Genomic DNA, 23,122 nt, shown 5'->3' with positions numbered 1-23,122 from the left:
TAAAGACCTTATTTAGTCCATGTTCATATAGCCAGCATTTAGTATACACTAGGGACCAATCAAACAAAAAGGAGATGGAACCATGCATATTCAACAAATACGAAATGCTACCCTGATTATAGATTTTGCAGGAAAGAAGTTTTTAGTTGATCCATTTTTAGCGGAGAAAGGAACTTTACCGCCTTTCCCCAATTCAGACAGACAAGATCAAAACAATCCACTTGAGAGCCTGCCTCTTTCGGTGGAAGAAATCATCGCTGATATAGATGCTGTTATCGTCACTCACACACATCTGGACCACTGGGATGATGCAGCAAAAGAAGCATTGCCGAAAGACATCAAATTGTTCACGCAGAACGATGAAGACAAAGCAGAGATTGAAGGTGCAGGCTTCACGAATATTGAAGTTCTTCAGGAAGACACAGTATTCGAAAATATCCAGTTGATCAAAACAAAAGGCGAACATGGCAGAGGCGAAATCTTGAAGATGGCCGGCCATGTATGCGGCGTTGTCTTCAAGCACGCAGATGAAAAAACACTTTATGTAGCTGGAGATACTGTTTGGTATGATGAAGTGCAAAAAACGATCGATGCCCACAATCCGGAAATCATCGTGGTAAATGCAGGAGACAACCAATTCCTTCAAGGCGGTTCGCTGGTCATGAAAGAAGATGATGTCTACGAAGTGCATAAAGCGGCACCTGATGCAAAAATCATCTCTGTACACATGGAAGCTGTTAACCACTGGAATCTGTCAAGAAAAGATCTGCAGAAGTTTGGTGAAGAAAAAGACATGTCTTCCAATCTGATTGTGCCAAATAATGGCGAAAGCAACAGCTTTTAATCGCTGGAATACAGCTGGTAAGTGCTTGGGAAATGAGGAGTCTTTTAAAAACATTCTCTATTTCCTGCTAAATAATATATTCGATTTGAAATTGTTTTTTAAAATAGTAAGCAACGTGATGTATTTACCATGTAAAGACACGTATATGTTTTGGCGGCGGAGTTCAAGAGCCGCCCAATTTTTGACTTATTATATACCCCCTCACTGTATATTCCGCTTTTGAACTATTCAAAATTAATTAGCGGAGGAGATATAAAACATGCAATCACAAGTCAAACATCTTCGGAATCAACAGCTTTGACAAACTGTCAAAATATTAGTAATATACGGGTATAGGGTATATTGATTCGAGAGGGTTGATCAAATGGAAACTACAATGAAATCAACAGTACAGCCAAACAAACAGCAGCTTTTGAACCGGTTGAAACGGATTGAGGGGCAGGTTCGTGGCGTCCATCAAATGGTCGAGAACGACCGCTATTGTGTGGACATCCTCCATCAGGTGAGTGCGATCCAGTCGGCCATGAACAAAGTGTCGCTGGCTTTATTGGAAGATCATACACATCACTGTGTGGCAAAAGCCATCAAAGACAATAAAGGCGAAGAAGCGATCAATGAATTGATGGACGTCATGAAGACGATGACGAAGTAAAAGAAGGAACAAAAAGGTTGATATACCCTGAGAAGGTATATTAAGCTTAAGAAAATAAGAACTTAGGAGGAATTATAATGAATGAAACATTAAAAGTAGAAGGTATGTCTTGCGCACATTGCGTGAATGCGGTTGAATCGAGTGTGGGCGAACTTCAAGGCGTTTCGTCAGTGAAAGTGGATCTTGCAAACGGCCAGGTTGCCGTGGATTACGATGACAGCAAAACATCACTTGGCGAAATCAAGGAAACAATCGAAGACCAGGGATATGACGTAGTATAAGGGTGCTCTTTCAGCACTCTTCTCTTTTAAATGAAATATACCCCCATATAGTATAGGGAGGAGGAGAATATCATGGCGACAGCAACTAAAGAAACATCCAAAGAAGCTAACTTTCAAATTACCGGTATGACGTGCGCCGCCTGTGCGACCCGCATCGAAAAAGGGTTGAACAAAATGGATGGCGTCGAAAAGGCAAGTGTCAATTTGGCGCTTGAAAAATCGTCGATCCAGTACGACTCCACTAAACTCAGCGAAGCGGATTTTGAAAAGAAAATCGATGCGCTCGGTTATGGCGTCGTCAAACAGAAAGCGGAATTTGATATTACCGGTATGACGTGTGCGGCTTGCTCGACCCGCGTTGAAAAAGGGTTGAACAAACTGGGTGGTGTCACGGCGGCGAACGTCAATCTGGCGCTCGAGAAAGCGACGATTGAATTCAATCCGTCCGAAGTGACGGTTGGCGACATCATCGCGAAAGTGGAAAAACTGGGTTACGGCGCTCATCAGCACCAGGAAGAAACGGAAAAAGTGGATTACCGTGAAAAAGCCATCCAGGAGCAGAAATGGAAGTTCATTGCGTCAGCCATTCTGTCTCTGCCTTTACTGTGGACTATGGTGGGCCACTTTTCCTTCACTTCATTTTTATACGTTCCGGAAATTTTGATGAATCCGTGGATTCAGATGCTGCTGGCGACACCGGTGCAATTCATCATCGGAAAGCAGTTCTATGTCGGAGCTTATAAAGCGCTTCGCAACGGCAGCGCCAATATGGATGTGCTAGTCGCGATGGGGACATCGGCGGCTTACTTCTACAGCGTTTACCAGGCGATTATTCACGCCGGTTCGCCTCATATGGCACATCTGTATTTTGAAACCAGTGCGGTTTTGATTACTTTGATCGTATTGGGTAAATTATTCGAAGCGAAAGCGAAAGGCCGTTCATCGGAAGCGATCAAGAAATTGATGGGCCTTCAGGCGAAAACGGCTGTCGTGCTGCGGGACGGTGTCGAAACAATAGTGCCGCTCGAAGAAGTGGCAATCGGTGACACCATCTTCGTTAAACCCGGCGAAAAGATTCCGGTGGACGGCGAAGTGCTCGAAGGAACCACGGCAGTCGATGAATCGATGCTGACGGGCGAAAGTTTGCCGGTCGATAAAGCGGCTGGCGATTTGCTCTACGGTTCAACGATCAACAGCAATGGTTCGATCCAAATGAAAGCGACGAAAGTGGGGCGTGATACAGCGCTCGCGCAAATCATTAAAGTGGTGGAAGACGCGCAGGGAACAAAAGCGCCGATCCAGCGAATGGCGGATAAGATTTCCGGCATCTTCGTTCCGATTGTTGTCGGCATCGCGTTAGTGACGTTCCTCGTGTGGTATTTCCTTGTCGACCCGGGCAATTTCACACCGGCGCTTGAAGTGCTGATTGCGGTATTGGTCATTGCCTGCCCATGTGCGCTAGGCCTTGCAACACCGACTTCCATTATGGCGGGCTCCGGCCGGTCAGCGGAAATGGGTGTCCTGTTCAAAGGCGGCGAACATTTAGAGCAGACTCAAAGCATTGATACAGTGGTTGTCGATAAAACGGGTACCGTCACGCACGGCAAACCTGTGTTGACGGATGTTTCGCTCGCTGACGGACAAGACGAACAACACGTTCTTTCATTGATTGGCGCAGCTGAGAAACAATCCGAACATCCGCTGGCGCAAGCGATTGTGCAGGGGATCCAGGAAAAAGGCATCGAACTTGGCAAAGTACAATATTTCGAAGCGATTCCGGGTTACGGCGTTCAGGCTACCGTATCAGGACAAGGCGTCCTGGTCGGAACACGTAAGCTCATGCAGCAATACAGCATCGATGTATCAGCGGTTCTGCCTGACATGGAAGCGTTGGAAAGCGACGGCAAAACGGCGATGCTGGCTGCTGTCAACGGACAGTACGCCGGAATGGTGGCTGTCGCGGATACGATCAAAGACACTTCGCGCGGCGCGATTGCGCGCCTTCAGAAAATGGGGATCCATGTCATCATGATGACCGGCGACAACGAGCGGACCGCACAGGCGATCGGCAAAGAAGTCGGCGTCGACGCAGTGATTTCGGAAGTGCTTCCGGAAGGCAAAGCGGACGAAGTGAAGAAACTGCAGCAGCAAGGCAAGAAAGTGGCGATGGTCGGCGACGGCATCAATGACGCGCCGGCACTTGCGACAGCTGACATCGGCATGGCCATCGGTACAGGTACCGACGTTGCGATGGAAGCGGCGGACATCACTTTGATCCGCGGCGATTTGAACAGCATCGCGGATGCCATCATCATGAGCCGCAAAACGATGCGCAATATCAAACAGAACCTGTTCTGGGCATTCGCCTACAACACAGTAGGCATCCCGATTGCCGCCATCGGCTTGCTGGCGCCATGGGTAGCAGGAGCCGCGATGGCTTTCAGTTCCGTGTCGGTCGTCCTGAACTCCTTGCGTCTGCAGAGAGTGAAATTGGATAAGTAAATTATTTCGAAAGTAATAAAATCTGGAAGTTTCAAGCGCCTGCCGGGGAGATCCGGCGGGCGCTTTTTGTTGTTGGGGAGTGGGGATTGTGGGATAGGGGTTGTAGGGATTGGTGCGTGAAAAGCGGGTTGAGCATATTTCGGTGGAAGTTGGGCATAAACCAGTCGAAGTTGGGCGTATTTCGACTAAAGTTGGGCATAAAAAAGTCTGGCGCAAATTCGGGCAAGTTGACCATGTGCGAAATAGTATTTTTCATTCATTTCGGATAAAAATAAGAGGTGTTGAATCGCGGAAAAAGGGAGTTGGGAATAAAAGCAGCAAAGTTGGGAGTAAATCGACTGAAGTTGGGAATAAAAGAGGCAAAGTTGGGAATAAACCGACCAGAGTTGGGAGTAAAAATTTTCCCGCCAAAATCCAGCAGACCAACCCCAAGCCCAAAAGACAAATTGTGAGATAGAGGTTGTAGGGATTGGTGCGTGAAAAGCGAGTTGGGCATAAATAGGGCGAAGTTGGGCGTATTTCGATGAAAGTTGGGCATAAAACAGCCGAAGTTGGGCGTATTTCGACTAAAGTTGGGCATAAAAAAGTCTGGCACAAATTCGGGCAAGTTGGCCACACGTGAAATAGTATTTTTCATTCATTTCGGATAAAAATAAGAGGCGCCGAATCGTGGGAAAAGTGAGTTGGGAGTAAATCGACTGAAGTTGGGAGTAAAAGAGGCAAAGTTGGGAGTAAACCGACCAAAGTTGGGAGTAAAATTTTCCCGCCAAAATCCAGCAGACCAACCCCAAGCCCAAAAGACAAATGGATGCTTTTCGCAGGCGAAAAGCGAAAAACCACTCTGGTTAATATTCCTTTATTAGCTGGAGCGCTGTTGGCGAAAGAGCAAATGGCCGTTCGACCGCTGCAAATCTATTATGTTACAGTATATGGAAGGGGTGAGAGCATGAAAAAAGATTTGAAATCATTAGTTGGTCTGATTATGGGTGCAATCTTCGGCTATTTTATAGTTCGTATAATTTTTGGAGACGATGATTCCATAATGCAAACTACAATCGGTGTCGCATTTGGAATGGTCATCACCTATGCTGTGATAATCGGGATTAAAAAAGCTTCGGGTAAATACGAAAATCAGGAATAGAAGGCAGGAGGCGAAGGATCATTAGTCTTTTCTTGTTTATTATTATTCACATTTCTATCGGCTTGTTCCTCATATACACAAACAGAAAGCTGCCGAAAATAGTCACGGTATTCGGAACGGTCTTTTTTGTTGCGAGCTTTATGTATTGGGGAATTGTTGTGATCGATTTAAGTAATAGAGGGGCATTGAGTTGAGAAATACATAAATGCCCGTACTGGGCATGCTATATACAGGCATAGCCATTGGAGCAGCGGACTTGGTGAACAAACCGTGAATCTTAATGGAAGGTTTATTGAGAAATTCCATCGAACATAAAAGAGAGCTTGCCAAGTGCAAGCTCTCTTCTTGAAATACATTCATTTTCATGATTCATAAAAAACGTCTATTTACTCTTCACGAGTCAGCAGAAAAGATTCGGATTTTCCGTCCCACTTGATAGTGGCATCTATTTCTTCGTTTTCCTGTACCTTCGCACCGTTACCTTCTGATCTCCCGCCTACTGATTGATCTGCCGATAACTTGTCTCCACCATAGTGGCCACCAAAGGTGCCGTCAATTGAATATTCGACAGATTCAGGCACGTCGTTCCCAATAAATGTGATTGTGTAAACGATTTTCTGCCAGTCTTCTTTTGGATAGGTGACTACATACTCAACCTTCCAATTCTCGCTCGAACCGGTAAATACCAATTGATCTTCACCGGCGCCGCCGCTGGAAATATTCTCGAACATCGAAGAGTTGGAAGCGAAAAATACAAGAAAGACGATGACGGCCACGGCTGCAATACCAGATGCCAGAGTAGGGATGAAATGCGGCCGTTTACGGCTGAGCTTTCTTTGGATATTGGCAAGGCTGTCGCGTTTTGCGGAATCGGAAAGCTCGGCGCTTTTCATTTCTTCGAATAGGGGATCGAACTCATTCTGTTGGCTCATTTACAAAACCGTCCTTTCGGTTATATTCCTGCTTCAAAGCCTCGAATGCCCGTGCAGCCTTGGCTTTTACCTTCGCTTCCGTCCATCCCAGGATATAGGCGGTTTCTTTGATGGAGCGTTCGTTCACTTTGCGGAGAATCAAAACATCCCGGTAATCTTTCTTCAAATGGTCGAAAGCCTCATACAGTTTGGCAAGCTCTTCATTCCGCAGAATGGAGGATTCCGGACTCAAAGACGACGTGTCCACATCGTTTTTACTGTCCCATTTCAAAAAACTGATCAGCCCTTTTCTGCGGAAATGATCATAAGTCACATTGCGCGCAATCTTCAGCAGCCAAGTCGACTCGGAAGACTGCCCCTGAAACTTATGGAGATTCTTGAATGCCTTATAGAAGGTATCCTGCGTCAGATCCTCTGCAGTCTCCTTGTTTTTGACCAGCCAGTATATATAGCGGTACACCGTTTTATTGTGTTCGAGAAACAATCTTTCCACTTCTTCATCCATGTTTTCCCCTCCTTACCGGTCTAGACGATTGAGTTGGATAAAAGTAGCGCTTTATGTTCGGAATCGATGGTATTAAGTGTAATGCATACCAGCCTTCTGAAGAGTTCTTTATGGAATTTAAGGAATAAAATTAAAGCGGCCGTCATATTTTCATCAGGCTTGATCCATTAGTTTGCATTTTATATCTGCTCCCGCTTCCGTTTCAACCCGCACACCAAAGGGTAACTTTTGAGTAAAGCCCCGCCTTGTGAAACGAACGGAGAGGGAGTGGACAGATTTTGGATACCTTATTATTTGATGGATGGAAAAGCGTGTTGCGCATTGTAATTATGGCTGCGTTGGCTTATCCCTTCCTCATCGTTCTGCTGCGCATATCGGGGAAACGGTCCATTAACAATGTGAATATATTTGATTTCATCATAACTGTTACGTATGGTGCGACTTTGTCGAGCGTCATTACCAGCGAAAAGGTATCATTTGCGGATGGTGTCGCTGTACTGTCCATGCTGACTTTATTGCAATACATTGTATCCAAAACGGCTGCCAAATCCCGCCGATTTTCGGATTTCATAAAAACTTCACCGGTCTTTTTATATTACGAAGGCAATTTCAATGAAGAGCAGATGGAAAAGAACCGGCTCCGGAAGCAGGATTTGAGAGGCAAAGTGCGGCAACAGGGCATGAGTTCTTTTGAAAATGTGGAGGCAATCGTCCTGGAAGGGGATGGCTCGGTGTCCATCATCAAAAAGGAAGATGTGAAATCGAAGGATGCACTGGTAGGTGTATTGGAAAAATAAGAAAGGCGGCCGGAATCGATTCCGGCCGCCTTTTACTGTGGAAACGAAAAGCTTATAGTGATAAATAGGTAAAGTGATGGCTGGTTAGAAAGATGAAGCAATAAGTAAAAGGGGAGGCTTTTTCTTGTGGGCGATAAAATGACAATAAGTTCAATAGAAATAAAACAATTTCTCGATGCCTTGATCACTGATCTGCATCATCAGATAGAGGTTTCGGTTATCGGCGTCTACCTGCACGGTTCGCTTGCGATGGGCGGATTCAATCCGGCCCGAAGCGATGTCGACTTGTTGGTTGTGACGGAAACTCCGATCAGTCTGGAGACAAAGAGGAAGCTGGCCGCACTTTTCTTGGAGCAGTCGCGGAACCCATACCCTGTTGAAATCAGTGTTTTGAATCAAGCTCAGTTGAAGGATTGGAAGTTCCCGACGCCTTACGATTTTCATTTCAGCGAGTATTGGCGGGAGCGGTTTGAGCAGGACGCTGTGCAAGGGACGACTGCTTGTTTGGATACCGAAGGGAAATCCGATATCGACCTCGCTGCCCATTTTATGATTTTGCACCAGCGGGGGATTTGTCTGGAAGGCCGGCCGATTGATCAAGTTTTTCCGATGGTCCCAAAAGCGGATTATATAGCTTCCATCCTCGACGATTATGAGGACTGCCTGGAAAAAAATTTACGGGAACCCGTATACAGCGTACTCAATTTGATCCGGGTTTATTGGTATTTAAAAGAAGGAGAGATTTCTTCGAAACAGGAAGCGGGTGAATGGGGGGCGATCAACTTTCCGGAAAAGTTTGCATCGTTAGCCGGGACAGCGTTGAAAGTGTACGAAGGGTTCGAGGACAAATTCAATAGAGAGGGTTTACTGGAATTCAGGGATTACATAGATGCGCATGTAAAGATTCTGTTGAAAGAAAAATAATGTAATCCGAATTTGGATTTTTCTGTATATTTAGCGATATAATACAGATATCAAAGCATTCAAAACTTTCTTCAACGGAAAGGTGGAGCTGCATGACCGCAATCGTCGATTTTTTATTAGGATTTGGCTCGTTAACGTTAATCGTCCCTTCAATTTTGCTTTTCGGACTTGGACTGGCAAAAAACTCTCACCAAACGGTATTGCTCAGTTATTTTTTGTTTCTGCCCATCTTCCTGATTCTCATTTTTATCGAGATGAGAGTTTATTTCCTGCCGCTGGTGTTTCTCCCGGCTATTCAGATCTTTTATTATTTCAAAATTAAGAACCAGCCAGCCTGAAGTGGGCTGGGCACAAGCAAGGAGCTGAATTTTGTTTGTTTAAAACAGAAAGGTGTGTATTATCGGCTTTTCAGGAATCCGACTGTGAAGACGTTTCTAAGCTTTTTGTAAATGAGGAAGTAAGAAGATATCTTGGCGGTATTCGAGATGCGGATTCTCTCAAGGAAACTCTTGAAAGTATGCTCACTCCACAACCAGCTGCATATTGCTGGGTGGCGCGGAGAGAAACCACTAACGAGTTTATTGGCTTGATTTCTTTGGATCTTCATCACGATGGAATCGACTATGAAGTTTCCTACCAACTCCTGCCGGATTGGTGGGGAAAGGGATACGCGGCTGAATCGGTTACAGTGATTATCGATTTTGCATTGAACAGTTTAAAGTTGCCGGCGGTATTGGCGGAAACACAAAGTGAAAACTTTGCTTCGTGCAGGCTGCTGGAGAAATTGGGCATGGGATTGGAACGGAAAGTTATCCGGTATGGGGCAGAGCAAAGCATATATGCGATCCGTTGCTTGAAAAGCAATGGTGCGCAAGGGTTATTGCCAACTTCCAGCGAATAAACTAAGCATCAAGCAAAAGTCAGGATGTGCTGAAAATGCTGAAAACACCGATTCATCTGACTGAACAAGTTGTTTTTTCAAGCGGAGATTCACGCTTCAAGGAATATTCGATTCGTGACGCAGACTGGCAGGACCAAACTGGTCTGGTACTCTATCTATCAATAAAGGGAAGAAACTGGCTCGTTATCAACAGTGAATGGATTCCCTCTCCAATCAATGATCCCAATCCTTTTGTCCGCTGGATCGATCAGGACCGGATTGTTCTCGTGCAGCGCAGAAGCGGAAGGTTTGAAAGGAATATTTTCGTGCTGAATCTGTCGGGTGAAATTACAGCTTCGTTTTATGCGGGCGATGCGATCGAAGACATTGCAGTTGGTCCGGAAGGGTTCTGGCTCAGCTATTATTATGGTGGTTTCAGAAAGGGGCTGCCGAGTGAAAAGCTGGTGTTATTCGGGTGGGACGGCCTGCCGATTTTCAAATATGAAACCGATTTGCCGGATAAGCCCGACATTCTGGAAATACTGGCGCTCGTCAAAGGCGAGAATTCCGCAATCTGGCTTGTGCCGTTGCTGAAGCCGCTGATCGAAATCGTTCCGGAGTCGAAATCGATCACCATCCATATCGAACCGGACCTGTTGAACAAAGGCACCTTTTCGATCAGCATCCGCGGCGATTTCGTTTATTTCGTGCTGGAGGATACAAAATGGTGTTACGCCTGCCGTATCGGCGAAGAATCGGCGCAGCCCGTCGGCAAGATCAAAGGCGTTTCAAGAGGGCTCGCGCCGACTGAATCGTATAATTTCATCAGCCGCTCGGACACCTGGGGAGAAGTGAAAATTTACCGCATCGACAATAAGGAAGAGTATTTTTTGGCTTGAAACCGAAGGCTGGTCTGGCTTTCGGTTTTTTCGCTTTTCGCCTGCGAAAAGCATGCGTTTTTCTTTTGAATTGGGGTTTTGAGTGAGATGGATTGAAATAAAGACTGGTTGGTGGCTGAAACCGCCTTTTCGAAGAGCTGATTTTGCGTGATTGCTTGTAAATCGGCGTTCAGCAAATTATATCGGCGCTCAGGAGAATATATCGGCGTTCAGCAAATTATATCAGCGCTCAGGAGAATATATCAACGTTCAGTAAAACGAATCGCCCTAAGCGGGTTTCTCATCCGCTTTTTGCAATTTTATTGTCACCCCTAAGTGAGTGCTTCAACATATGGTAAAATATAGTTAAAAGATTTTGCGAAATTGAAAATGTAATATATCCGGAAGGAGCGGGTCATGTGAAGCATTTAAAAGAGTTGATTGCAACAGCCGTTCTCGCCATAACACTTGCAGGCTGTTCGTCAAATGATGAAGTGATAAGGATTGGGACTCCGTTTCAAGAGGATGAAACGAGTGAGGTAAAGTTCCATACTGACATCATGGCTGCAGAATCGATAACGGATTTGAGAGATATCATGAATTCTGAAAAAGAGGTGGAGAAACCCGCAAATTTATCCAGTTTAGCGGATACTTTCTTCACTTTGGATATTCCGGAGGAAGGTGTTTCTGAAATTAGCCGTTACGTCTGGTACCAGGAAGATGGCAGAACTATTCTTTCGAATGACGACCTAGCCGGAAATGAAGATCAGGACTTTTTTATTTTGACGGCAGATCAGACAGAAGAATTAAAGCACATACTAGCGGAATGAAAAGCAAGCTGATTCTAAAGGGTTGAGTGCCAGAAAGGAATGATTCAGATGATCTCATACATAGCGAGCAACAAGAAATATTATCTGATGCTTTTCACAGGTGTAATCGTGGCATTAGCGGCGGCGGAACTATTCGCTGATCCGGAAGGTTTCGGCTTGCTGCCGTGAATATTTGGCGGATTTCTGATTGCGGAAGTAATGAACTTTCTGAGGTGGCGCTCAGATAGGAAAAAAGTGAATTCTACAGAGATGAAGCCCAAGAGTTAAGCCGCAAAAATTAAATAACCTCGCGAGGTGTGACGGTTGTTGTAAAGAAGTGATAACGGAACGGAAAGGAAGTGCGCAGCGATGGATTTTGAAACGGTCATGCAGGAACTCGAAGCACTGAGCAAAGAGAATATGAAGAAGAAATATCTTACGAATGGTGCACATGAGCCGCTTTTTGGCGTGGCAACAGGTGTCATGAAACCGATGGCGAAAAAGATAAAGATCGATCAGGAATTGGCGGAAGAGTTATATGCGACCGGCAATTACGATGCGATGTATTTCGCGGGCATCATTGCCGACCCGAAGGCGATGACGGCAGAGGATTACGACCGCTGGCTGGATTCCGCGTATTTCTTTATGCTGTCGGACTATGTAGTGGCTGTGACTTTGGCGGAATCGGATATCGCGCAGGAAGTGGCAGACAAATGGATTGCGAGCGGCGAGGAGCTGCGGATGTCCGCCGGCTGGAGCTGCTATTGCTGGCTGCTCGGGAGCCGCAAGGACGAGGAGTTTTCGAAGAGCAAGCTGTCCGGCATGCTGAACCTCGTTAAAGACACGATTCACGATGCTCCGGAACGCACGAAGTCAGCGATGAATAATTTCATCGAAACGGTTGGCGTGTCGTTCAAACCCTTGACTGAAGAAGCGCTGGAAACAGCCCGGCAAATCGGTCCAGTTGAAATGAAGCGTGAAGGCAAGAAAAGCAGTTTCCTGAATGCAGCCGCGACCATCGAGAAAGCGATGGAAAAAGATCGATTGGGCTTCAAGCGGAGATATGTGAGATGTTAAATGGGAAGGAGCGGCTTGTTATAAAGCTGCTCTTTTTTGTGAGAAAAAATCCCGCGAGTTGACTTCCTGCATAGAGGGTGATAAATTTAAATCAATTAAAGACAAATAGAGTCTTTAATATCTGTGAATAAATATCAATAGGAGGTCACCATGAAATATTCGAACGCGACGAACTACGCTTTGCACACGATGGTCCATATCATGCGCCAGTCTGACGGGGAACCGATAGGGGTTCAGGAATTGGCTGCGATGCAGAAGCTGTCACCGACCTATCTGTCGAAAATTTTGACCAAGCTGACGAAATCCGGACTGATCGAATCGACGCCCGGCGTAAAGGGTGGCTACAAAATCTCACGCAAACAAAAGGAAATCTCGTTTCTCGATGTCATCAAATCGATTGAAGGGGACACGAATTTATTCGAGTGCTCGATCCATCACGAAGGCTGCCTGATTGAAAACGTCATGCAGCAGGCAGAAGAAAATATGAAGCACGAGCTCGAAAACAAACTGCTGATCGATATTGTCAGGATGGCGGAAGCAAAACAGGCTGGGATTGAAAGTTAATTGAAATTAGAAGGAGTGATTGGAATGATACTCGATTGTGCTGTAATCGGGGGAGGGCCAGCGGGGCTGAACGCTTCGCTCGTGCTCGGGAGATCTCGACGGAAAACAGTCCTGTTCGATGACAATAAACCGCGCAATGCGGTCGTTTCGGAATCGCATGGATTCATCACGCGTGATGGCGTCGATCCGCAGGAATTCAAACGAATCGGCCATGAAGAACTGGCGAAGTACCCGGACGTTGAAATTCAGAAACAACGGGTCGTGCGTGTCTATAAGGAAGATGGGCTGTTCCATCTTGAAGCGGAAGACGGAGCAGTATTACAGGCAAAGCGGATCATTCTGGCAATGGGTTTTAAAGAAGTTTTACCGGATGTGGATCGAGTGGCAGAGTTTTACGGGAAAAGCCTGTTCAGCTGCCCGTTCTGTGATGGCTGGGAAATGCGGGACAAGGCATTAGTTGTCATTTCAGATAACGAAGCGGCATCGCACATGGTGAAAGTGGCATCTAACTGGACGGACGATTTGATTTATTGCACCAATGGACGGCAGTTGCTTTCAGAAGAGAAAAGCCTGCTGGAAAGCAGGGGCATTCAGGTTTACGAAGAAAAGATCCGTGCGTTAAACGGTGAGAACGGCAAATTGGCGGAGATTCTTTTCGAAGACGGAAGAGCGGTTTCACGGGAAGGCGGATTCATAACGCCGGAATGGACGCTTGCTTCGGATATCGCAGCGTCGCTCGGCTGCAAACTCAATGACCGCGGCGGCGTGGAAAGCGACGCGATGAAACGGACGAATATTGAAGGCGTTTATGCCTGCGGAGATGTCTCATTGGCCGGCGCGTCCCAGTTGATTTTCGCGGCAGCAGAAGGCAGCATGGCCGCCATCAGCATCAATGCCGCGATGATCGAAGAGAAATTCAGCTGAAAAGATCAGCAAGAGGAGGAAAATAGATGCACGAGAAACATAAAAACTCGTATAGTAAGCATGGGTCTCACGGGAAAATGTCTTATCTGGAGAATCCCGCGCGAAAAAATGACTTGTCTCCAGAAAAATTATTGAGCCTGATTCCGATTAGTGAAACGGATACGGTGTTGGATTTCGGGGCGGGTACCGGTTACTTTACGATTCCCGCGGCGAAAGCAGTGACTGGGAATGTATATGCGCTTGATATGGATGCTGAAATGCTGGACGTTATAAAAGCGAAAGCTCTGCACGCGGAAATTGAAAACATCATTCCGGTTCACACAGATGGTTCGGACATTCCCTTGCCTGATGAAAGGGTCGACCTGGTGATCGCTTCATTGGTATTGCACGAGATCCGGCCTTTGGATCAAACATTGACGCAAATGAAAAATGTATTGAAAGATAGTGGCCATTTAATCTGTATCGAACTCGAGCCCAAAGTGGAAACATCCCATAAAGCACCGAGAATTTCTTTGGCAGGGATGGAACAGGAGATGGAGGATGCCGGTTTCCGGGTAGTTGAAAAAGTATTTCCTTCAGAATCGTTGTATGTATTGATTGTGCAGAAGCAGGGGGAAGTAGGGTAAGTATATTTTTTTGGTTTAATTACAGACAACAGATGTCTGTAAAGTGTGTAATATAAATAAATTCAAAAAAAACTGTGTCATATGGCCGGCAAGATAAAAGCATCCATTTTTTACGTACAATTCACTCGTAAGAAGATGCCTTTATCTTTTATGCATTCTTTTTAAACCGGTTCCCGGTATTAATGTAAATCAGTCCGAAGACAATCAGGACGGCGAGTAAAACGCCGCCGGCAATCATCAGGGAGTTCATCTGGAGTAGGTCACCCAGAGAAATCAGCGTAATGGGTGCGATGAAACTCAGGATCAATTTTCCAGTTGCCTTGCATAAAGCCGCTTCATCGTATTTTTCCTTTTCTTCTTTCGGCAAAGTGTTATATCCAGCGATCAACATCGCACCTTTGCCCTGCAGCAGGTAAATGCCCATGACGAGCAGAAGCAGGATGCCGAGAAGCGAAATGATTATATCGGTTGTCATGCGGAGTCTCCTCATAAATAGTTTTCCTCAGTGCCAGTCATTATGACTGGCGCTGTAAGTGGTTTATTACTTTCAGTTTGAATGGTTCTCATGTAATTTTCAATCACTTAAGGCAGATGTGCTTGCACTAGAACATATTAACGGAAAAAAGAAGGATTCCGAAATGGAATCCTTCTTTTAATTTATTCAAATCCATCAAATCACTGCCTCACCAAACTCCTCGACGACAGCTGGATAAACTCCTCTACATCCTTCAGGCAAAGAGCCATCCCTTTTTCCCAGAAACTCTCCTGCGTAATATCTTCTCCGAGGTGCTTCATTGCCAAATCTTCGACCGTCATACTGCCGGTGTCGCGCAGCAATGCTAAATAATTCTTCTCGAAATCGGCTCCTTGTTCTTTCGCTTTTGCATAAATACTGACAGCAAACAGATAACCGAATGTATAAGGGAAATTATAGAACGGGGAAGAAGTGATATAGAAATGTGGCGTCGAAATCCATGAATGGACTGGCAAGTGGCTCATGGAACCGGCATAGGCTTCAGCAAGCGCATCTTCCATCATATCGTTCAGCCGGTCAGCTGAAACCATGCCTTTTCCACGCGCTTCATAGAGCCGCTCTTCAAAAAGAAATCTCGAATGCAGGTTCATGAAATTCATGACACTGCGCTTTATTTTTTCATCCAGCAGCATCAGTTTTTTGTCCGAATCGTCCGTTTGCTCAATCGCGGCATCGAGCATAATCATTTCAGCAAATGTCGACGCGGTTTCCGCTGTGCTCATGCTGTAGCGGCGGTTCAGGGGAGCCACATCTTTCAATGCATGATTGTGGAAGGCGTGGCCGAGTTCATGGGCAAGCGTCAGAAGAGTGGTCATCGAGCCGTCAAAAGTCAGAAATACACGGGATTCACCCGACAGCGGAAAGCCTGCGCAAAAAGCCACAGCTGATTTTCCAGGACGATCGGCTGCTTCAACCCAGCCTTTTTCAAAGGCATTGCGGGTGAATTGCTCCAACTCCGGTCCGAAGTTCCGGAATTGCTGGAGGATGAATTCGGCGCCTTGCCGGTAATCGAGGGTGATGTCCTTTTCTGCTAAAGGCGCCCAAAAATCATAGGAAGGCATTTGATCGTTCCCGGCAGATTGCGCTTTATGGTCCAGATAATCGACGAACGCAGGCTTTTGCCGTTCGACAACCCGCCACATAGACTGCAGCGTCTTTTTGCTCATCCGGTTATCTTTGAGCGGCTGCTCCAGACTGCTCGAAGCTCCGCGCTTCCGGTCGACCTGCAAGCGGAACCCGGTAATGTGATTGAGAATCCGCGCCATCGTTTCCTGTTGCCCCGTCCACAAATTTTCCAAAGCAATAAAAGCGTTTTTCCTGATCGCTGGATTTGGATGCGACCGTAAATTCACTGCCTGTCCGATGGAAAACGTCTTTTCGACGCCATCCATCTCTATATAGACGCGCAAATTATTGAGGATGGAGCGGTATAGATCGTTCCAGGCATGATAGCCATCGACCATCAAATCGGAAATCAAAGCTTCTTCTTTATTCGACAGAGCGGCATCCGCATCCGTCCGCCATTCATTTAATATAAATCGGTAGTCCCTCAAACTTTCAGTTTGCAGCAATAAATCCCAGGCTGCCGAATCCAGTTCAGCAAGCTGGTATTGGAGTTTTTTCACCAGTGAACTGAAGTCAGCCTTTACTGAAGAAATGGTTCCTTGCAGGGAGGTGCCTGTCTGATTTCCCGGATTTTCAGCAAGCAGGCAAGTAATGAACGAACTCATTTGGGACAGTGCATTCTGGATGCAGCCGATGTCCCGGAGAATGATGGCGACCGGTTCTTTATTGTCTTGAGTATTGGTTAAATCCAGCGCCTCGGCTCGTTCCAGGCATTCAGCAATGCCCACTTTCGTTTGCGCGATCAAATCAGTCAGTTCACCTGACCCCTTTAACAGAGAATCCAATTCCCACGTATCCGTAAACTCGTTACCCTTCATCCGGAATCCCCCTTTTATATACAAAACAAAACATATGTTCCCGTTAAGTTTACATGAATACGAGTGGGAAGTCGAAGGGAAGTTACATGGAAATGTATTTATGGAAATAAAATTTTTCATGAAATCAGCGTTACCGCAAATAAATTCTGCTCAGCGCAAACAAATTCAATTCTGCGCAAATAAAATCCGCTCAGCGCAAACAAATCCGAATCTGCGCAAATAAATCACGCTCACCGCAAATAAACATTGAGATCGTCATTTCGTGGTGTCTTCCACCTTCACAAATTGCAGCAAAAAGGCATTAAACCAGGTGATGATTGGGATGGCAATCAGCAAATAGACAATCTTCCAATTTCCTGTCCCAATATTCCATTTCTCTATATCCATCTGATATGAAATAGTGAAAGCTGTACCTAAAAACAGAATATTAATCAAAAGCGTAAAAAAGATACTGATCATTTTCTTTTGTGTCTTTCGATAGACCAACCTCACGGCAACTATAGAAATAATAAAGGAAATTAATATCAGTGCGTAATACAACTAACTCACTCCCTCGAATCGGTCTTAATTAAAGAGACTTTAATTTTTAAAGATAGTTCCACAGATGAAACAAAATCTCCAAGGTGAACTAGTGTTATTTTTCCACAATCTGTATATTAGAAGTGGGCAGTATTTAAAATATTGGGTTAAATAGTGAAATTGAATAGGCACTTCATTGAATTTATTAAAATTTGACCCCACAAGGAGAATCTTCGATGAAAAAATTCATATGGCCAATCGCATTAAGTTTTTTAGTTTTGATAGGCGGCATTTCAGCTTTCGTACTCACTACGAGTTACAAAGCAGACGCCGAGTTACTGGATTTTCCGGTGCCTCAAAGCGCCACGCTCGTTGAAGAAAATGAATTCGGAAAGAATTACGAGTGGCCGAAAGCTTCCGGCGACAATGGCATTCCCTGGAGCTATCGATTGGCGTTGAAGCTAGATGGCTGGGAGAAAGTTGAAGGCGAACTGACGCCGATTTACCAGAAGGACGACAAGAAAATTGATCTGATTGCGACTACAGATCATTTGAGCGTGTTGAAAGTGGAGTAATCTTAATACAACCTTGAAAAAATGGAGGGATCCAATGCCCGACAAACTGCAATCATTTATGAATCAACACTTTAATGGCATCGAACTTGTGCCAGCCCTGTTTTATGCGTGGGAACCCGGGCTGCGTTTCGAGATAGCGGATCCTAAACGCTCTTACGAAGAACCGAACTTTTTAGCGCAGGCTTTCGAGCGTTCCACGGCGTTATTCGATGCGGCTTTCAATGACGAAGATGAAATCCTCTTTGTGACAGACCTGATTACATGGCAAAACAATTCCTTTATTCGCAAAAAACCTGTAAATGTTTACAAGAAATACATCAAGCAACCGCAGGCCTTATATAAACTGCAGCTGGAAGAGATCGAACTGCCGGAATTCGATGAAAATATTACGACTCGTCGCTTCAGCTACGCCTGCCGCAAAAAGGATATTCGCTACCCGCAATTATTGCAGGTCATCTGTTACCAGGATTTTGGTCACCCTTCAAGAATTACCAATTACCAGGGAAGCGACGCCCGTATTTATTTGATTAATATAACCCAGCAACTCATTTACCATCTCTACGATGACCGGGGATGCGATATCATCGCTGCGGATAAAGAAAATATCCGTTTTTTATACGAACAATATAACGATTGGATCCTCGATTACGACAGTGACAAGATCGATGCTGTATTCAAATAAATAAGAATGGAGAGTTTAAAAATGAACGTAGAATTAACAAGATTTCGAGTTAAAGATGGAAAGTCAGCTGTGGTCGATGAATGGCTGGCATTTCTGAATGGCAATATGAAGGATGTTTTGGTCACCTTGGAGGGTGAGAAAATGTATGTCGAGACGATTTTCCGTGAAATGCTCGACGGCAATGAGTATCTCTATTGGTATTCGGTCCAGGGCGAGGGCGGCCAGGAAGTGGAGACATCAACTCACTGGATTGACGAAAAGCATATGGCTTTCTGGAAGGAATGCATTGATCCGGAATTTGCGCCGGTTGATCTAACCACTGCGGTTATTATGATTCCGGAAAGTATAAAAACGAACATGAAATAAATCCAACACAAAAAAGCGGAATTCCCCCCCATTCACATGGCGCAGGAATTCCGCTTTTTATTTTTATATGCGATCCAAAAAGCCTGCCATCAATTTGTTCCCATCCGGCGTCCCAATCGATTCCGGATGAAACTGGATGCCGTAAATCGGATAGTCGGTATGTTTTACAGCCATGATCATGCCGTCATCTTCGGAAACAGCCTGAACTTCCAGACATGTAGGAAGCGATTCCGCCTCGATCACCAGCGAATGATAGCGCATGGCAGGGAGCGGAACTGTCATTTCCGAAAATATGCCTTGATGGCTGTGTGAAATCGCAGATACTTTTCCGTGCCGGATAATTGGTGCATGCGAAATTGTTCCGCCGAAAGCGGCGCCGATCAGCTGGTGGCCGAGGCAGATTCCGAGCAGGGGAACCCTGTCACCGGCAAGCTGGATCAGCCGGATCGATTCCGGCGCTGCATCAGGATGCCCCGGCCCAGGGGACAGGATGATGGCTTCCGGTTCCCGCTCAAGAATTTCCTCAGCCGTCAGCACACCGTAGCGCACGACTTCAACTTCACGCCCCAATAAGGAAACGGCCTGATAAATGTTATAGGTGAACGAATCGAAGTGATCGATCAGGAGAATCATCCGAACACCTCCGTCAGCGAACGAGCTTTGTGCAGCGTCTCTTCAAATTCCGCCTGGGGAATCGAGTCGTAAACGATGCCGGCACCTGCCTGGACATGGACCTGACTGTCTTTAACGACAAATGTCCGGATGGCTAACGCCATATCGAGATTGCCGTTATTGCCGAGGTAACCGATGGCTCCGCCGTAGACGCCTCTCCGTTCTTCTTCGAATTGCTGGATCAGCTGCATGGCGCGGACTTTCGGTGCACCAGAGACGGTTCCCGCCGGCAGACAGGAAACAAGTGCATCAAGCGGATGCATATCGTCGCCGAGCTCGCCGGTGACTTCCGAAACCAGATGCATGACGTGCTGGTAGCGTTCGATTTTCATGTATTTCGGTATTTTCACCGAACCGATAGCGGCCACGCGACCGACGTCATTGCGGCTGAGATCGACCAGCATCTGATGCTCGGCCCGCTCTTTTTCATCCTGCTCCAAATCTTCGGCCAAGCGCGCGTCTTCTTCTTCGGTCCGTCCGCGTTTTCGTGTGCCGGCGATCGGATTGGTCACCATATGGCCACCCCGCAGGGTCAATAAACTCTCAGGCGACGCCCCGACCACGGCGTAATCAGTAAAGTCGATATAAAACTGATATGGAGACGGATTCTGTTTGCGCAATTTCCGGTAGAGGCTGAAAGAGTCTCCTTTGTAATCAGCGGACAGCCGCTGCGATAACACAATCTGGAATACATCGCCGTTTTCGATATGCTTTTTGGCCAGCTTCACTTTCTGTTTGAAACTGTCGGCATCGGTTGTCGATCGGAAAGCAAGCGGCGACTGTGATTCGAAGCCCTCAGGCTGTTCCGCGTCTTGTAATTGCGCTGTTACTTGGTCGATTTTGCCTTCAGTGGACACTATCGTTACGTCATGCTTTACATGATCGAATATCACGACGGTCTGGTAATCATGCAAATGGATATCCGGCATCTGCAGGCTGTTCACGCGTGCTGCCTCAACAGGCTCATAAGCCGCAATGGCATCGTAGCCGATATAGCCAAGCGCACCGCCGGTAAACGGCAGTCCTTCAATCGATTCACGATCGGTCGGGACCAAATCTTTCAATATTTCCAGCGGCTTCCCGTGGTGAATCGTCTCCTCGCCGGTTCTGTGGTTGACTTCCATCAGCCGCTCTTTCTCGCCGATAAAAGACTTGACCGGATCGGCGCCGATAAACGAATAGCGGCCGGTAAGCGACGTTTTAAGCGAACTTTCCAGCAAAAACTTTCTCGGCCCTGTCAGCCGGTTGAACACCGCAATCGGCGTCAGCAAATCTCCTTCGATCTTTCTGATCTCCATCTCTGCTCATCTCCTCTGGTCTCGGTTCGGCAGCGCCGGCCAATAAAAAAAGCCCTCTGCAAAGAACAGGACTGTTCCTTGCAGAGGACGGATTGACCGCGGTGCCACCTCGTGTTAAAGCCATTGCAGCTTTCACTTGATCCCCAGTAACGCGGGGAAAACGGATGTCCTTACTCGATTTTCAGGACACCACTCACAGGCCCATTCACGCATTCGCCCCGCCGGTTTCCACCTGCCACCGGCTCTCTTTGAGAGGCTTTTTGCGCTACTTTTCCTGTTCGACGATTTACTCTGCTATGCTCAGCTCGGCTGTACTCAGGTGACGCCGCTCCCGGCGCCTGCTCCCATGATCATACAAAAGCTTGTCCTTATTCTATGCAAGCGGTCCCGCTTTGTCAATTCATCGCCCAAGGTTTTATTGTCATCCTGTAAATACTTGGTCGTACGGATATCTGAAATGCTCTTTCTTTTTCTTAAGCAATAAAAAGAACAAGGTGAGCGGACCGACTCGGCCGATGAACATCAGGATGCACAGCAGCACTTCGCCGAGATCGCTCAGCTGACCCGTCACACCCATCGACAATCCAACTGTGCCGAAAGCCGATACCACTTCAAACGCGAGCGGCAGGAATGGAAGTGATTCGGAAATCGTCAGGAGAAAGATGAACAGCCAGACCGTCAGCACGCTGATGGTGGTGATGGCCAGTGACCGCAACGTGATTTCAAGGCGGATCGAGCGGCCGAAAATTTCCGGTTCCCGTTCAGACCGAAGAAAGGAAACCGTTGCAAGCACGACAACGATGAACGTCGTCAGCTTGATGCCGGATGCTGTCGAAGCGCTGCCGCCGCCGATGAACATCAGGATCATCGTGAACAAGAGCGTCGGATCTTCCATAAAAGCGTAATCTACAACATTGAATCCGGCGGTCCGAGGAGTCACGCCGGTAAAATAAGATGCAAAAATCTGTTCGAACAATGACATGCCGCCGATTGTTTCGGGGTTGTCATGTTCCAGGATAAAAACGATGATTGTCGCGAACAGATTGAGCACCAATGTTCCGATGACCATCAATTTGGTATGAAGCGACCATTGCCGGAATGTTTTCTTCTGGAACAGATCGACTACAACGGTAAAGCCGATGCCGCCGACGATGAACAATGCAGACAAGAGGAACAGCACCAGTGGATCTGTCTGATGGCTCATCAGGTTATCCGGAAATAACGAAAAGCCGGCGTTATTAAAAGCGGATATGACATGGAATACGCTGAAATGCAGCGATTCTTTCAAGCCGTAATCGGGAAGCCAGTAAGCCGTCAGTAAGACGATGCCGATCGCCTCGACTGAAAAGACGAATAACAGGATGTACTTGACCAGTCGAATGATGCCGCCAAAGGTGTTTTGGGAAAATGCCTCCTGCAGATATAGCCGGTTCTGGATGCCGATTTTCTTTTTGAACATCATCAGGATGGCAACGGCAAACGTCATAAGGCCGATGCCGCCAAACTGGATCAATACCAGCAAAACCCCTTCGCCGAATCCGGTTAAAACAGTGCCGGGGTCGAACACGCTCAATCCGGTTACAGTTGTGGCAGAAGTGGCCACAAACAATGCGTCTGTCCAGGAAATCGGGGCAGTGGTCGCAATGGGTAATTTCAATAGAATCGTGCCCATGATGATTAATACGAAAAAGCTCCCGGAAATCAAAAGAGGCGGTGAAATCTTGACCCTCTTTTTACTGCGACTGCCCATTTCGTGCACTTCCTTATCTGTGGTTTTCACATGAATGACGATTATCCGTGAACTTTCTTGTTACGTCAGGCTTTTTAGGCCAAACAAAAAAGACCATCTTAAATAGAATGGTCTTAGGGGTGAACCTACGGCCTTTCTCTTAATGGAGTCAACGCTTACGAGGTTAGCTGTCGGATTAGGGACTAAGAGTATCCCTTCTTACACATGTAAGATTCACCCCAGGATAGCGGCTGCTATCCGGATTGGTTCCCCCGCTCATTACTGATTCAGCGAATAAAAGGTATGTGATAAGCTAAAAAATACGCCCGTTTCCAAGCTTTGTCAACAACTATTTTTATTGCTTATTCACTGGACTTCGAATGACCTGGGCGCCTCTTAGATGATAGACTTGTAAATGGATAAAAAAGGAGATTTTAATTCCGGCCTGCAGCCGGTTTTATTGGAAT

The 23,122-nt window shown here is 46.4% G+C and carries 26 protein-coding genes, 1 riboswitch and 1 other annotated feature; of the genes, 18 read left to right on the top strand and 8 right to left on the bottom strand.

The genetic code is table 11. The annotated features are described in order from the left end of the window. The first annotated feature begins 82 nt into the window (after window positions 1-82). From D2910_RS07410 to D2910_RS07385, 6 genes are all read left to right on the top strand, one after another. A complete protein-coding gene (locus D2910_RS07410; protein WP_117312968.1) occupies window positions 83-844 on the top strand; it encodes an MBL fold metallo-hydrolase in 762 nt (253 codons plus the stop codon). Between the two features lie 364 nt (window positions 845-1,208). Continuing rightward, the gene (locus D2910_RS07405) at window positions 1,209-1,496 is read left to right on the top strand and encodes a metal-sensitive transcriptional regulator (protein WP_084243598.1); all 288 of its coding nucleotides are present in this window, start codon (window positions 1,209-1,211) and stop codon (window positions 1,494-1,496) included. A gap of 77 nt (window positions 1,497-1,573) precedes the next feature. Next, window positions 1,574-1,777: a copper chaperone CopZ gene (copZ, locus tag D2910_RS07400; protein WP_179135716.1), complete on the top strand. Its 204-nt coding sequence runs from the start codon at window positions 1,574-1,576 to the stop codon at window positions 1,775-1,777. 72 nt (window positions 1,778-1,849) lie between these two features. After that, window positions 1,850-4,279 carry a heavy metal translocating P-type ATPase gene (locus tag D2910_RS07395; RefSeq protein ID WP_117312967.1) on the top strand — a complete coding sequence of 810 codons (2,430 nt, stop codon included), beginning with the start codon at window positions 1,850-1,852 and terminating at the stop codon, window positions 4,277-4,279. 109 nt (window positions 4,280-4,388) lie between these two features. Further along, on the top strand, window positions 4,389-4,736 hold the full coding sequence (locus tag D2910_RS07390; protein WP_117312966.1) for a hypothetical protein: 348 nt from the start codon (window positions 4,389-4,391) through the stop codon (window positions 4,734-4,736). A gap of 351 nt (window positions 4,737-5,087) precedes the next feature. Next, window positions 5,088-5,420 (top strand): hypothetical protein, encoded by a 333-nt coding sequence (locus D2910_RS07385; protein WP_117312965.1) that lies wholly within the window; start codon window positions 5,088-5,090, stop codon window positions 5,418-5,420. Window positions 5,421-5,806: 386 nt separating this feature from the next. Here the strand turns inward: D2910_RS07385 and D2910_RS07380 are convergent, their stop codons facing one another. Further along, complete coding sequence (locus tag D2910_RS07380) at window positions 5,807-6,352, bottom strand: hypothetical protein (RefSeq protein WP_117312964.1); 546 nt, start codon at window positions 6,350-6,352, stop codon at window positions 5,807-5,809. Then, window positions 6,336-6,857 carry an RNA polymerase sigma factor gene (locus D2910_RS07375; protein ID WP_117312963.1) on the bottom strand — a complete coding sequence of 174 codons (522 nt, stop codon included), beginning with the start codon at window positions 6,855-6,857 and terminating at the stop codon, window positions 6,336-6,338. The genes D2910_RS07380 and D2910_RS07375 overlap by 17 nt, the downstream gene beginning before the upstream one ends. A gap of 278 nt (window positions 6,858-7,135) precedes the next feature. Between D2910_RS07375 and D2910_RS07370 the strand changes: the two genes are divergently transcribed. The 9 genes from D2910_RS07370 (at window position 7,136) to D2910_RS07325 (ending at window position 14,336) form a co-directional block, all read left to right on the top strand. Beyond that, window positions 7,136-7,654, top strand: a complete 519-nt coding sequence (locus tag D2910_RS07370; protein WP_117312962.1) for a DUF421 domain-containing protein — start codon at window positions 7,136-7,138, stop codon at window positions 7,652-7,654. A 126-nt stretch (window positions 7,655-7,780) separates the two neighbouring features. Further along, a complete protein-coding gene (locus D2910_RS07365; protein ID WP_117312961.1) occupies window positions 7,781-8,578 on the top strand; it encodes an aminoglycoside adenylyltransferase domain-containing protein in 798 nt (265 codons plus the stop codon). Between the two features lie 373 nt (window positions 8,579-8,951). Then, window positions 8,952-9,479 carry a GNAT family N-acetyltransferase gene (locus D2910_RS07355; RefSeq protein ID WP_117312959.1) on the top strand — a complete coding sequence of 176 codons (528 nt, stop codon included), beginning with the start codon at window positions 8,952-8,954 and terminating at the stop codon, window positions 9,477-9,479. 35 nt (window positions 9,480-9,514) lie between these two features. Further along, entirely contained in the window at window positions 9,515-10,357 is an 843-nt protein-coding gene (locus tag D2910_RS07350) for a hypothetical protein (protein ID WP_117312958.1), read from the top strand. Window positions 10,358-10,755: 398 nt separating this feature from the next. After that, window positions 10,756-11,166 carry an outer membrane protein assembly factor BamD gene (locus tag D2910_RS07345; RefSeq protein WP_117312957.1) on the top strand — a complete coding sequence of 137 codons (411 nt, stop codon included), beginning with the start codon at window positions 10,756-10,758 and terminating at the stop codon, window positions 11,164-11,166. A gap of 348 nt (window positions 11,167-11,514) precedes the next feature. Next, window positions 11,515-12,222 carry a DNA alkylation repair protein gene (locus tag D2910_RS07340; protein ID WP_117312956.1) on the top strand — a complete coding sequence of 236 codons (708 nt, stop codon included), beginning with the start codon at window positions 11,515-11,517 and terminating at the stop codon, window positions 12,220-12,222. Between the two features lie 150 nt (window positions 12,223-12,372). Beyond that, entirely contained in the window at window positions 12,373-12,786 is a 414-nt protein-coding gene (locus tag D2910_RS07335; protein ID WP_117312955.1) for an RrF2 family transcriptional regulator, read from the top strand. A gap of 24 nt (window positions 12,787-12,810) precedes the next feature. Beyond that, window positions 12,811-13,710 (top strand): NAD(P)/FAD-dependent oxidoreductase, encoded by a 900-nt coding sequence (locus D2910_RS07330; RefSeq protein ID WP_117312954.1) that lies wholly within the window; start codon window positions 12,811-12,813, stop codon window positions 13,708-13,710. A 26-nt stretch (window positions 13,711-13,736) separates the two neighbouring features. Next, entirely contained in the window at window positions 13,737-14,336 is a 600-nt protein-coding gene (locus D2910_RS07325) for a class I SAM-dependent methyltransferase (protein WP_117312953.1), read from the top strand. A 148-nt stretch (window positions 14,337-14,484) separates the two neighbouring features. On the opposite strand, the gene D2910_RS07320 is transcribed toward D2910_RS07325, so the two are convergent. The 3 genes from D2910_RS07320 to D2910_RS07310 form a co-directional block, all read right to left on the bottom strand. Next, on the bottom strand, window positions 14,485-14,811 hold the full coding sequence (locus D2910_RS07320; RefSeq protein ID WP_165850153.1) for a DUF3784 domain-containing protein: 327 nt from the start codon (window positions 14,809-14,811) through the stop codon (window positions 14,485-14,487). Window positions 14,812-15,011: 200 nt separating this feature from the next. Further along, window positions 15,012-16,814, bottom strand: a complete 1,803-nt coding sequence (locus tag D2910_RS07315) for a M3 family oligoendopeptidase (RefSeq protein ID WP_117312951.1) — start codon at window positions 16,812-16,814, stop codon at window positions 15,012-15,014. A 255-nt stretch (window positions 16,815-17,069) separates the two neighbouring features. Continuing rightward, window positions 17,070-17,273 (bottom strand): hypothetical protein, encoded by a 204-nt coding sequence (locus D2910_RS07310; RefSeq protein ID WP_133299085.1) that lies wholly within the window; start codon window positions 17,271-17,273, stop codon window positions 17,070-17,072. Window positions 17,274-17,569: 296 nt separating this feature from the next. Here D2910_RS07310 and D2910_RS07305 point away from each other — a divergent pair, with 296 nt between their 5' ends. The 3 genes from D2910_RS07305 to D2910_RS07295 are packed head-to-tail and all read left to right on the top strand — an operon-like array spanning window position 17,570 to window position 18,956. Next, window positions 17,570-17,908, top strand: a complete 339-nt coding sequence (locus tag D2910_RS07305) for a hypothetical protein (RefSeq protein ID WP_117312949.1) — start codon at window positions 17,570-17,572, stop codon at window positions 17,906-17,908. Between the two features lie 34 nt (window positions 17,909-17,942). After that, window positions 17,943-18,590: a DUF3885 domain-containing protein gene (locus D2910_RS07300; protein WP_117312948.1), complete on the top strand. Its 648-nt coding sequence runs from the start codon at window positions 17,943-17,945 to the stop codon at window positions 18,588-18,590. Window positions 18,591-18,611: 21 nt separating this feature from the next. Continuing rightward, window positions 18,612-18,956, top strand: a complete 345-nt coding sequence (locus D2910_RS07295) for a DUF6176 family protein (protein ID WP_117312947.1) — start codon at window positions 18,612-18,614, stop codon at window positions 18,954-18,956. 63 nt (window positions 18,957-19,019) lie between these two features. Here D2910_RS07295 and D2910_RS07290 read toward each other — a convergent pair whose 3' ends face one another. From D2910_RS07290 to D2910_RS07280, 3 genes are all read right to left on the bottom strand, one after another. Further along, the gene (locus tag D2910_RS07290; protein ID WP_117312946.1) at window positions 19,020-19,589 is read right to left on the bottom strand and encodes an anthranilate synthase component II; all 570 of its coding nucleotides are present in this window, start codon (window positions 19,587-19,589) and stop codon (window positions 19,020-19,022) included. Further along, window positions 19,586-20,926, bottom strand: coding sequence for an anthranilate synthase component I (gene trpE, locus D2910_RS07285; RefSeq protein WP_117312945.1), 1,341 nt, complete (start codon window positions 20,924-20,926; stop codon window positions 19,586-19,588). Before trpE ends, D2910_RS07290 begins: the two co-directional genes overlap by 4 nt. 80 nt (window positions 20,927-21,006) lie before the next feature. Further along, window positions 21,007-21,217 (bottom strand) — a binding site (T-box leader). 130 nt (window positions 21,218-21,347) lie between these two features. Beyond that, window positions 21,348-22,676: a TrkH family potassium uptake protein gene (locus D2910_RS07280; protein WP_117312944.1), complete on the bottom strand. Its 1,329-nt coding sequence runs from the start codon at window positions 22,674-22,676 to the stop codon at window positions 21,348-21,350. A 137-nt stretch (window positions 22,677-22,813) separates the two neighbouring features. Continuing rightward, window positions 22,814-22,958: riboswitch (cyclic di-AMP (ydaO/yuaA leader) on the bottom strand. Window positions 22,959-23,122 lie beyond the last annotated feature (164 nt).

The sequence above is a fragment of the Planomicrobium okeanokoites genome (assembly GCF_003428875.1).
Taxonomy (GTDB): domain Bacteria; phylum Bacillota; class Bacilli; order Bacillales_A; family Planococcaceae; genus Planococcus; species Planococcus okeanokoites.
Note: the sequence above shows the minus strand (reverse complement) of the source record. Positions and strands in the feature narration are given on the sequence as shown.

Bases quoted from the DNA above. Each gene is read 5' to 3' on its own strand.
- D2910_RS07375 (WP_117312963.1), bottom strand. From the start codon at position 6,857: ATGGATGAAGAAGTGGAAAGATTGTTTCTCGAACACAATAAAACGGTG.
- D2910_RS07340 (WP_117312956.1), top strand. From the start codon at position 11,515: ATGGATTTTGAAACGGTCATGCAGGAACTCGAAGCACTGAGCAAAGAG.
- D2910_RS07280 (WP_117312944.1), bottom strand. From the start codon at position 22,676: ATGGGCAGTCGCAGTAAAAAGAGGGTCAAGATTTCACCGCCTCTTTTG.
- copZ (WP_179135716.1), top strand. From the start codon at position 1,574: ATGAATGAAACATTAAAAGTAGAAGGTATGTCTTGCGCACATTGCGTG.
- D2910_RS07295 (WP_117312947.1), top strand. From the start codon at position 18,612: ATGAACGTAGAATTAACAAGATTTCGAGTTAAAGATGGAAAGTCAGCT.
- D2910_RS07290 (WP_117312946.1), bottom strand. From the start codon at position 19,589: ATGATTCTCCTGATCGATCACTTCGATTCGTTCACCTATAACATTTAT.
- trpE (WP_117312945.1), bottom strand. From the start codon at position 20,926: ATGGAGATCAGAAAGATCGAAGGAGATTTGCTGACGCCGATTGCGGTG.
- D2910_RS07320 (WP_165850153.1), bottom strand. From the start codon at position 14,811: ATGACAACCGATATAATCATTTCGCTTCTCGGCATCCTGCTTCTGCTC.
- D2910_RS07310 (WP_133299085.1), bottom strand. From the start codon at position 17,273: ATGATCAGTATCTTTTTTACGCTTTTGATTAATATTCTGTTTTTAGGT.
- D2910_RS07380 (WP_117312964.1), bottom strand. From the start codon at position 6,352: ATGAGCCAACAGAATGAGTTCGATCCCCTATTCGAAGAAATGAAAAGC.
- D2910_RS07325 (WP_117312953.1), top strand. From the start codon at position 13,737: ATGCACGAGAAACATAAAAACTCGTATAGTAAGCATGGGTCTCACGGG.
- D2910_RS07385 (WP_117312965.1), top strand. From the start codon at position 5,088: ATGCTTTTCGCAGGCGAAAAGCGAAAAACCACTCTGGTTAATATTCCT.
- D2910_RS07300 (WP_117312948.1), top strand. From the start codon at position 17,943: ATGCCCGACAAACTGCAATCATTTATGAATCAACACTTTAATGGCATC.
- D2910_RS07305 (WP_117312949.1), top strand. From the start codon at position 17,570: ATGAAAAAATTCATATGGCCAATCGCATTAAGTTTTTTAGTTTTGATA.
- D2910_RS07395 (WP_117312967.1), top strand. From the start codon at position 1,850: ATGGCGACAGCAACTAAAGAAACATCCAAAGAAGCTAACTTTCAAATT.
- D2910_RS07405 (WP_084243598.1), top strand. From the start codon at position 1,209: ATGGAAACTACAATGAAATCAACAGTACAGCCAAACAAACAGCAGCTT.
- D2910_RS07410 (WP_117312968.1), top strand. From the start codon at position 83: ATGCATATTCAACAAATACGAAATGCTACCCTGATTATAGATTTTGCA.
- D2910_RS07350 (WP_117312958.1), top strand. From the start codon at position 9,515: ATGCTGAAAACACCGATTCATCTGACTGAACAAGTTGTTTTTTCAAGC.
- D2910_RS07335 (WP_117312955.1), top strand. From the start codon at position 12,373: ATGAAATATTCGAACGCGACGAACTACGCTTTGCACACGATGGTCCAT.
- D2910_RS07330 (WP_117312954.1), top strand. From the start codon at position 12,811: ATGATACTCGATTGTGCTGTAATCGGGGGAGGGCCAGCGGGGCTGAAC.
- D2910_RS07315 (WP_117312951.1), bottom strand. From the start codon at position 16,814: ATGAAGGGTAACGAGTTTACGGATACGTGGGAATTGGATTCTCTGTTA.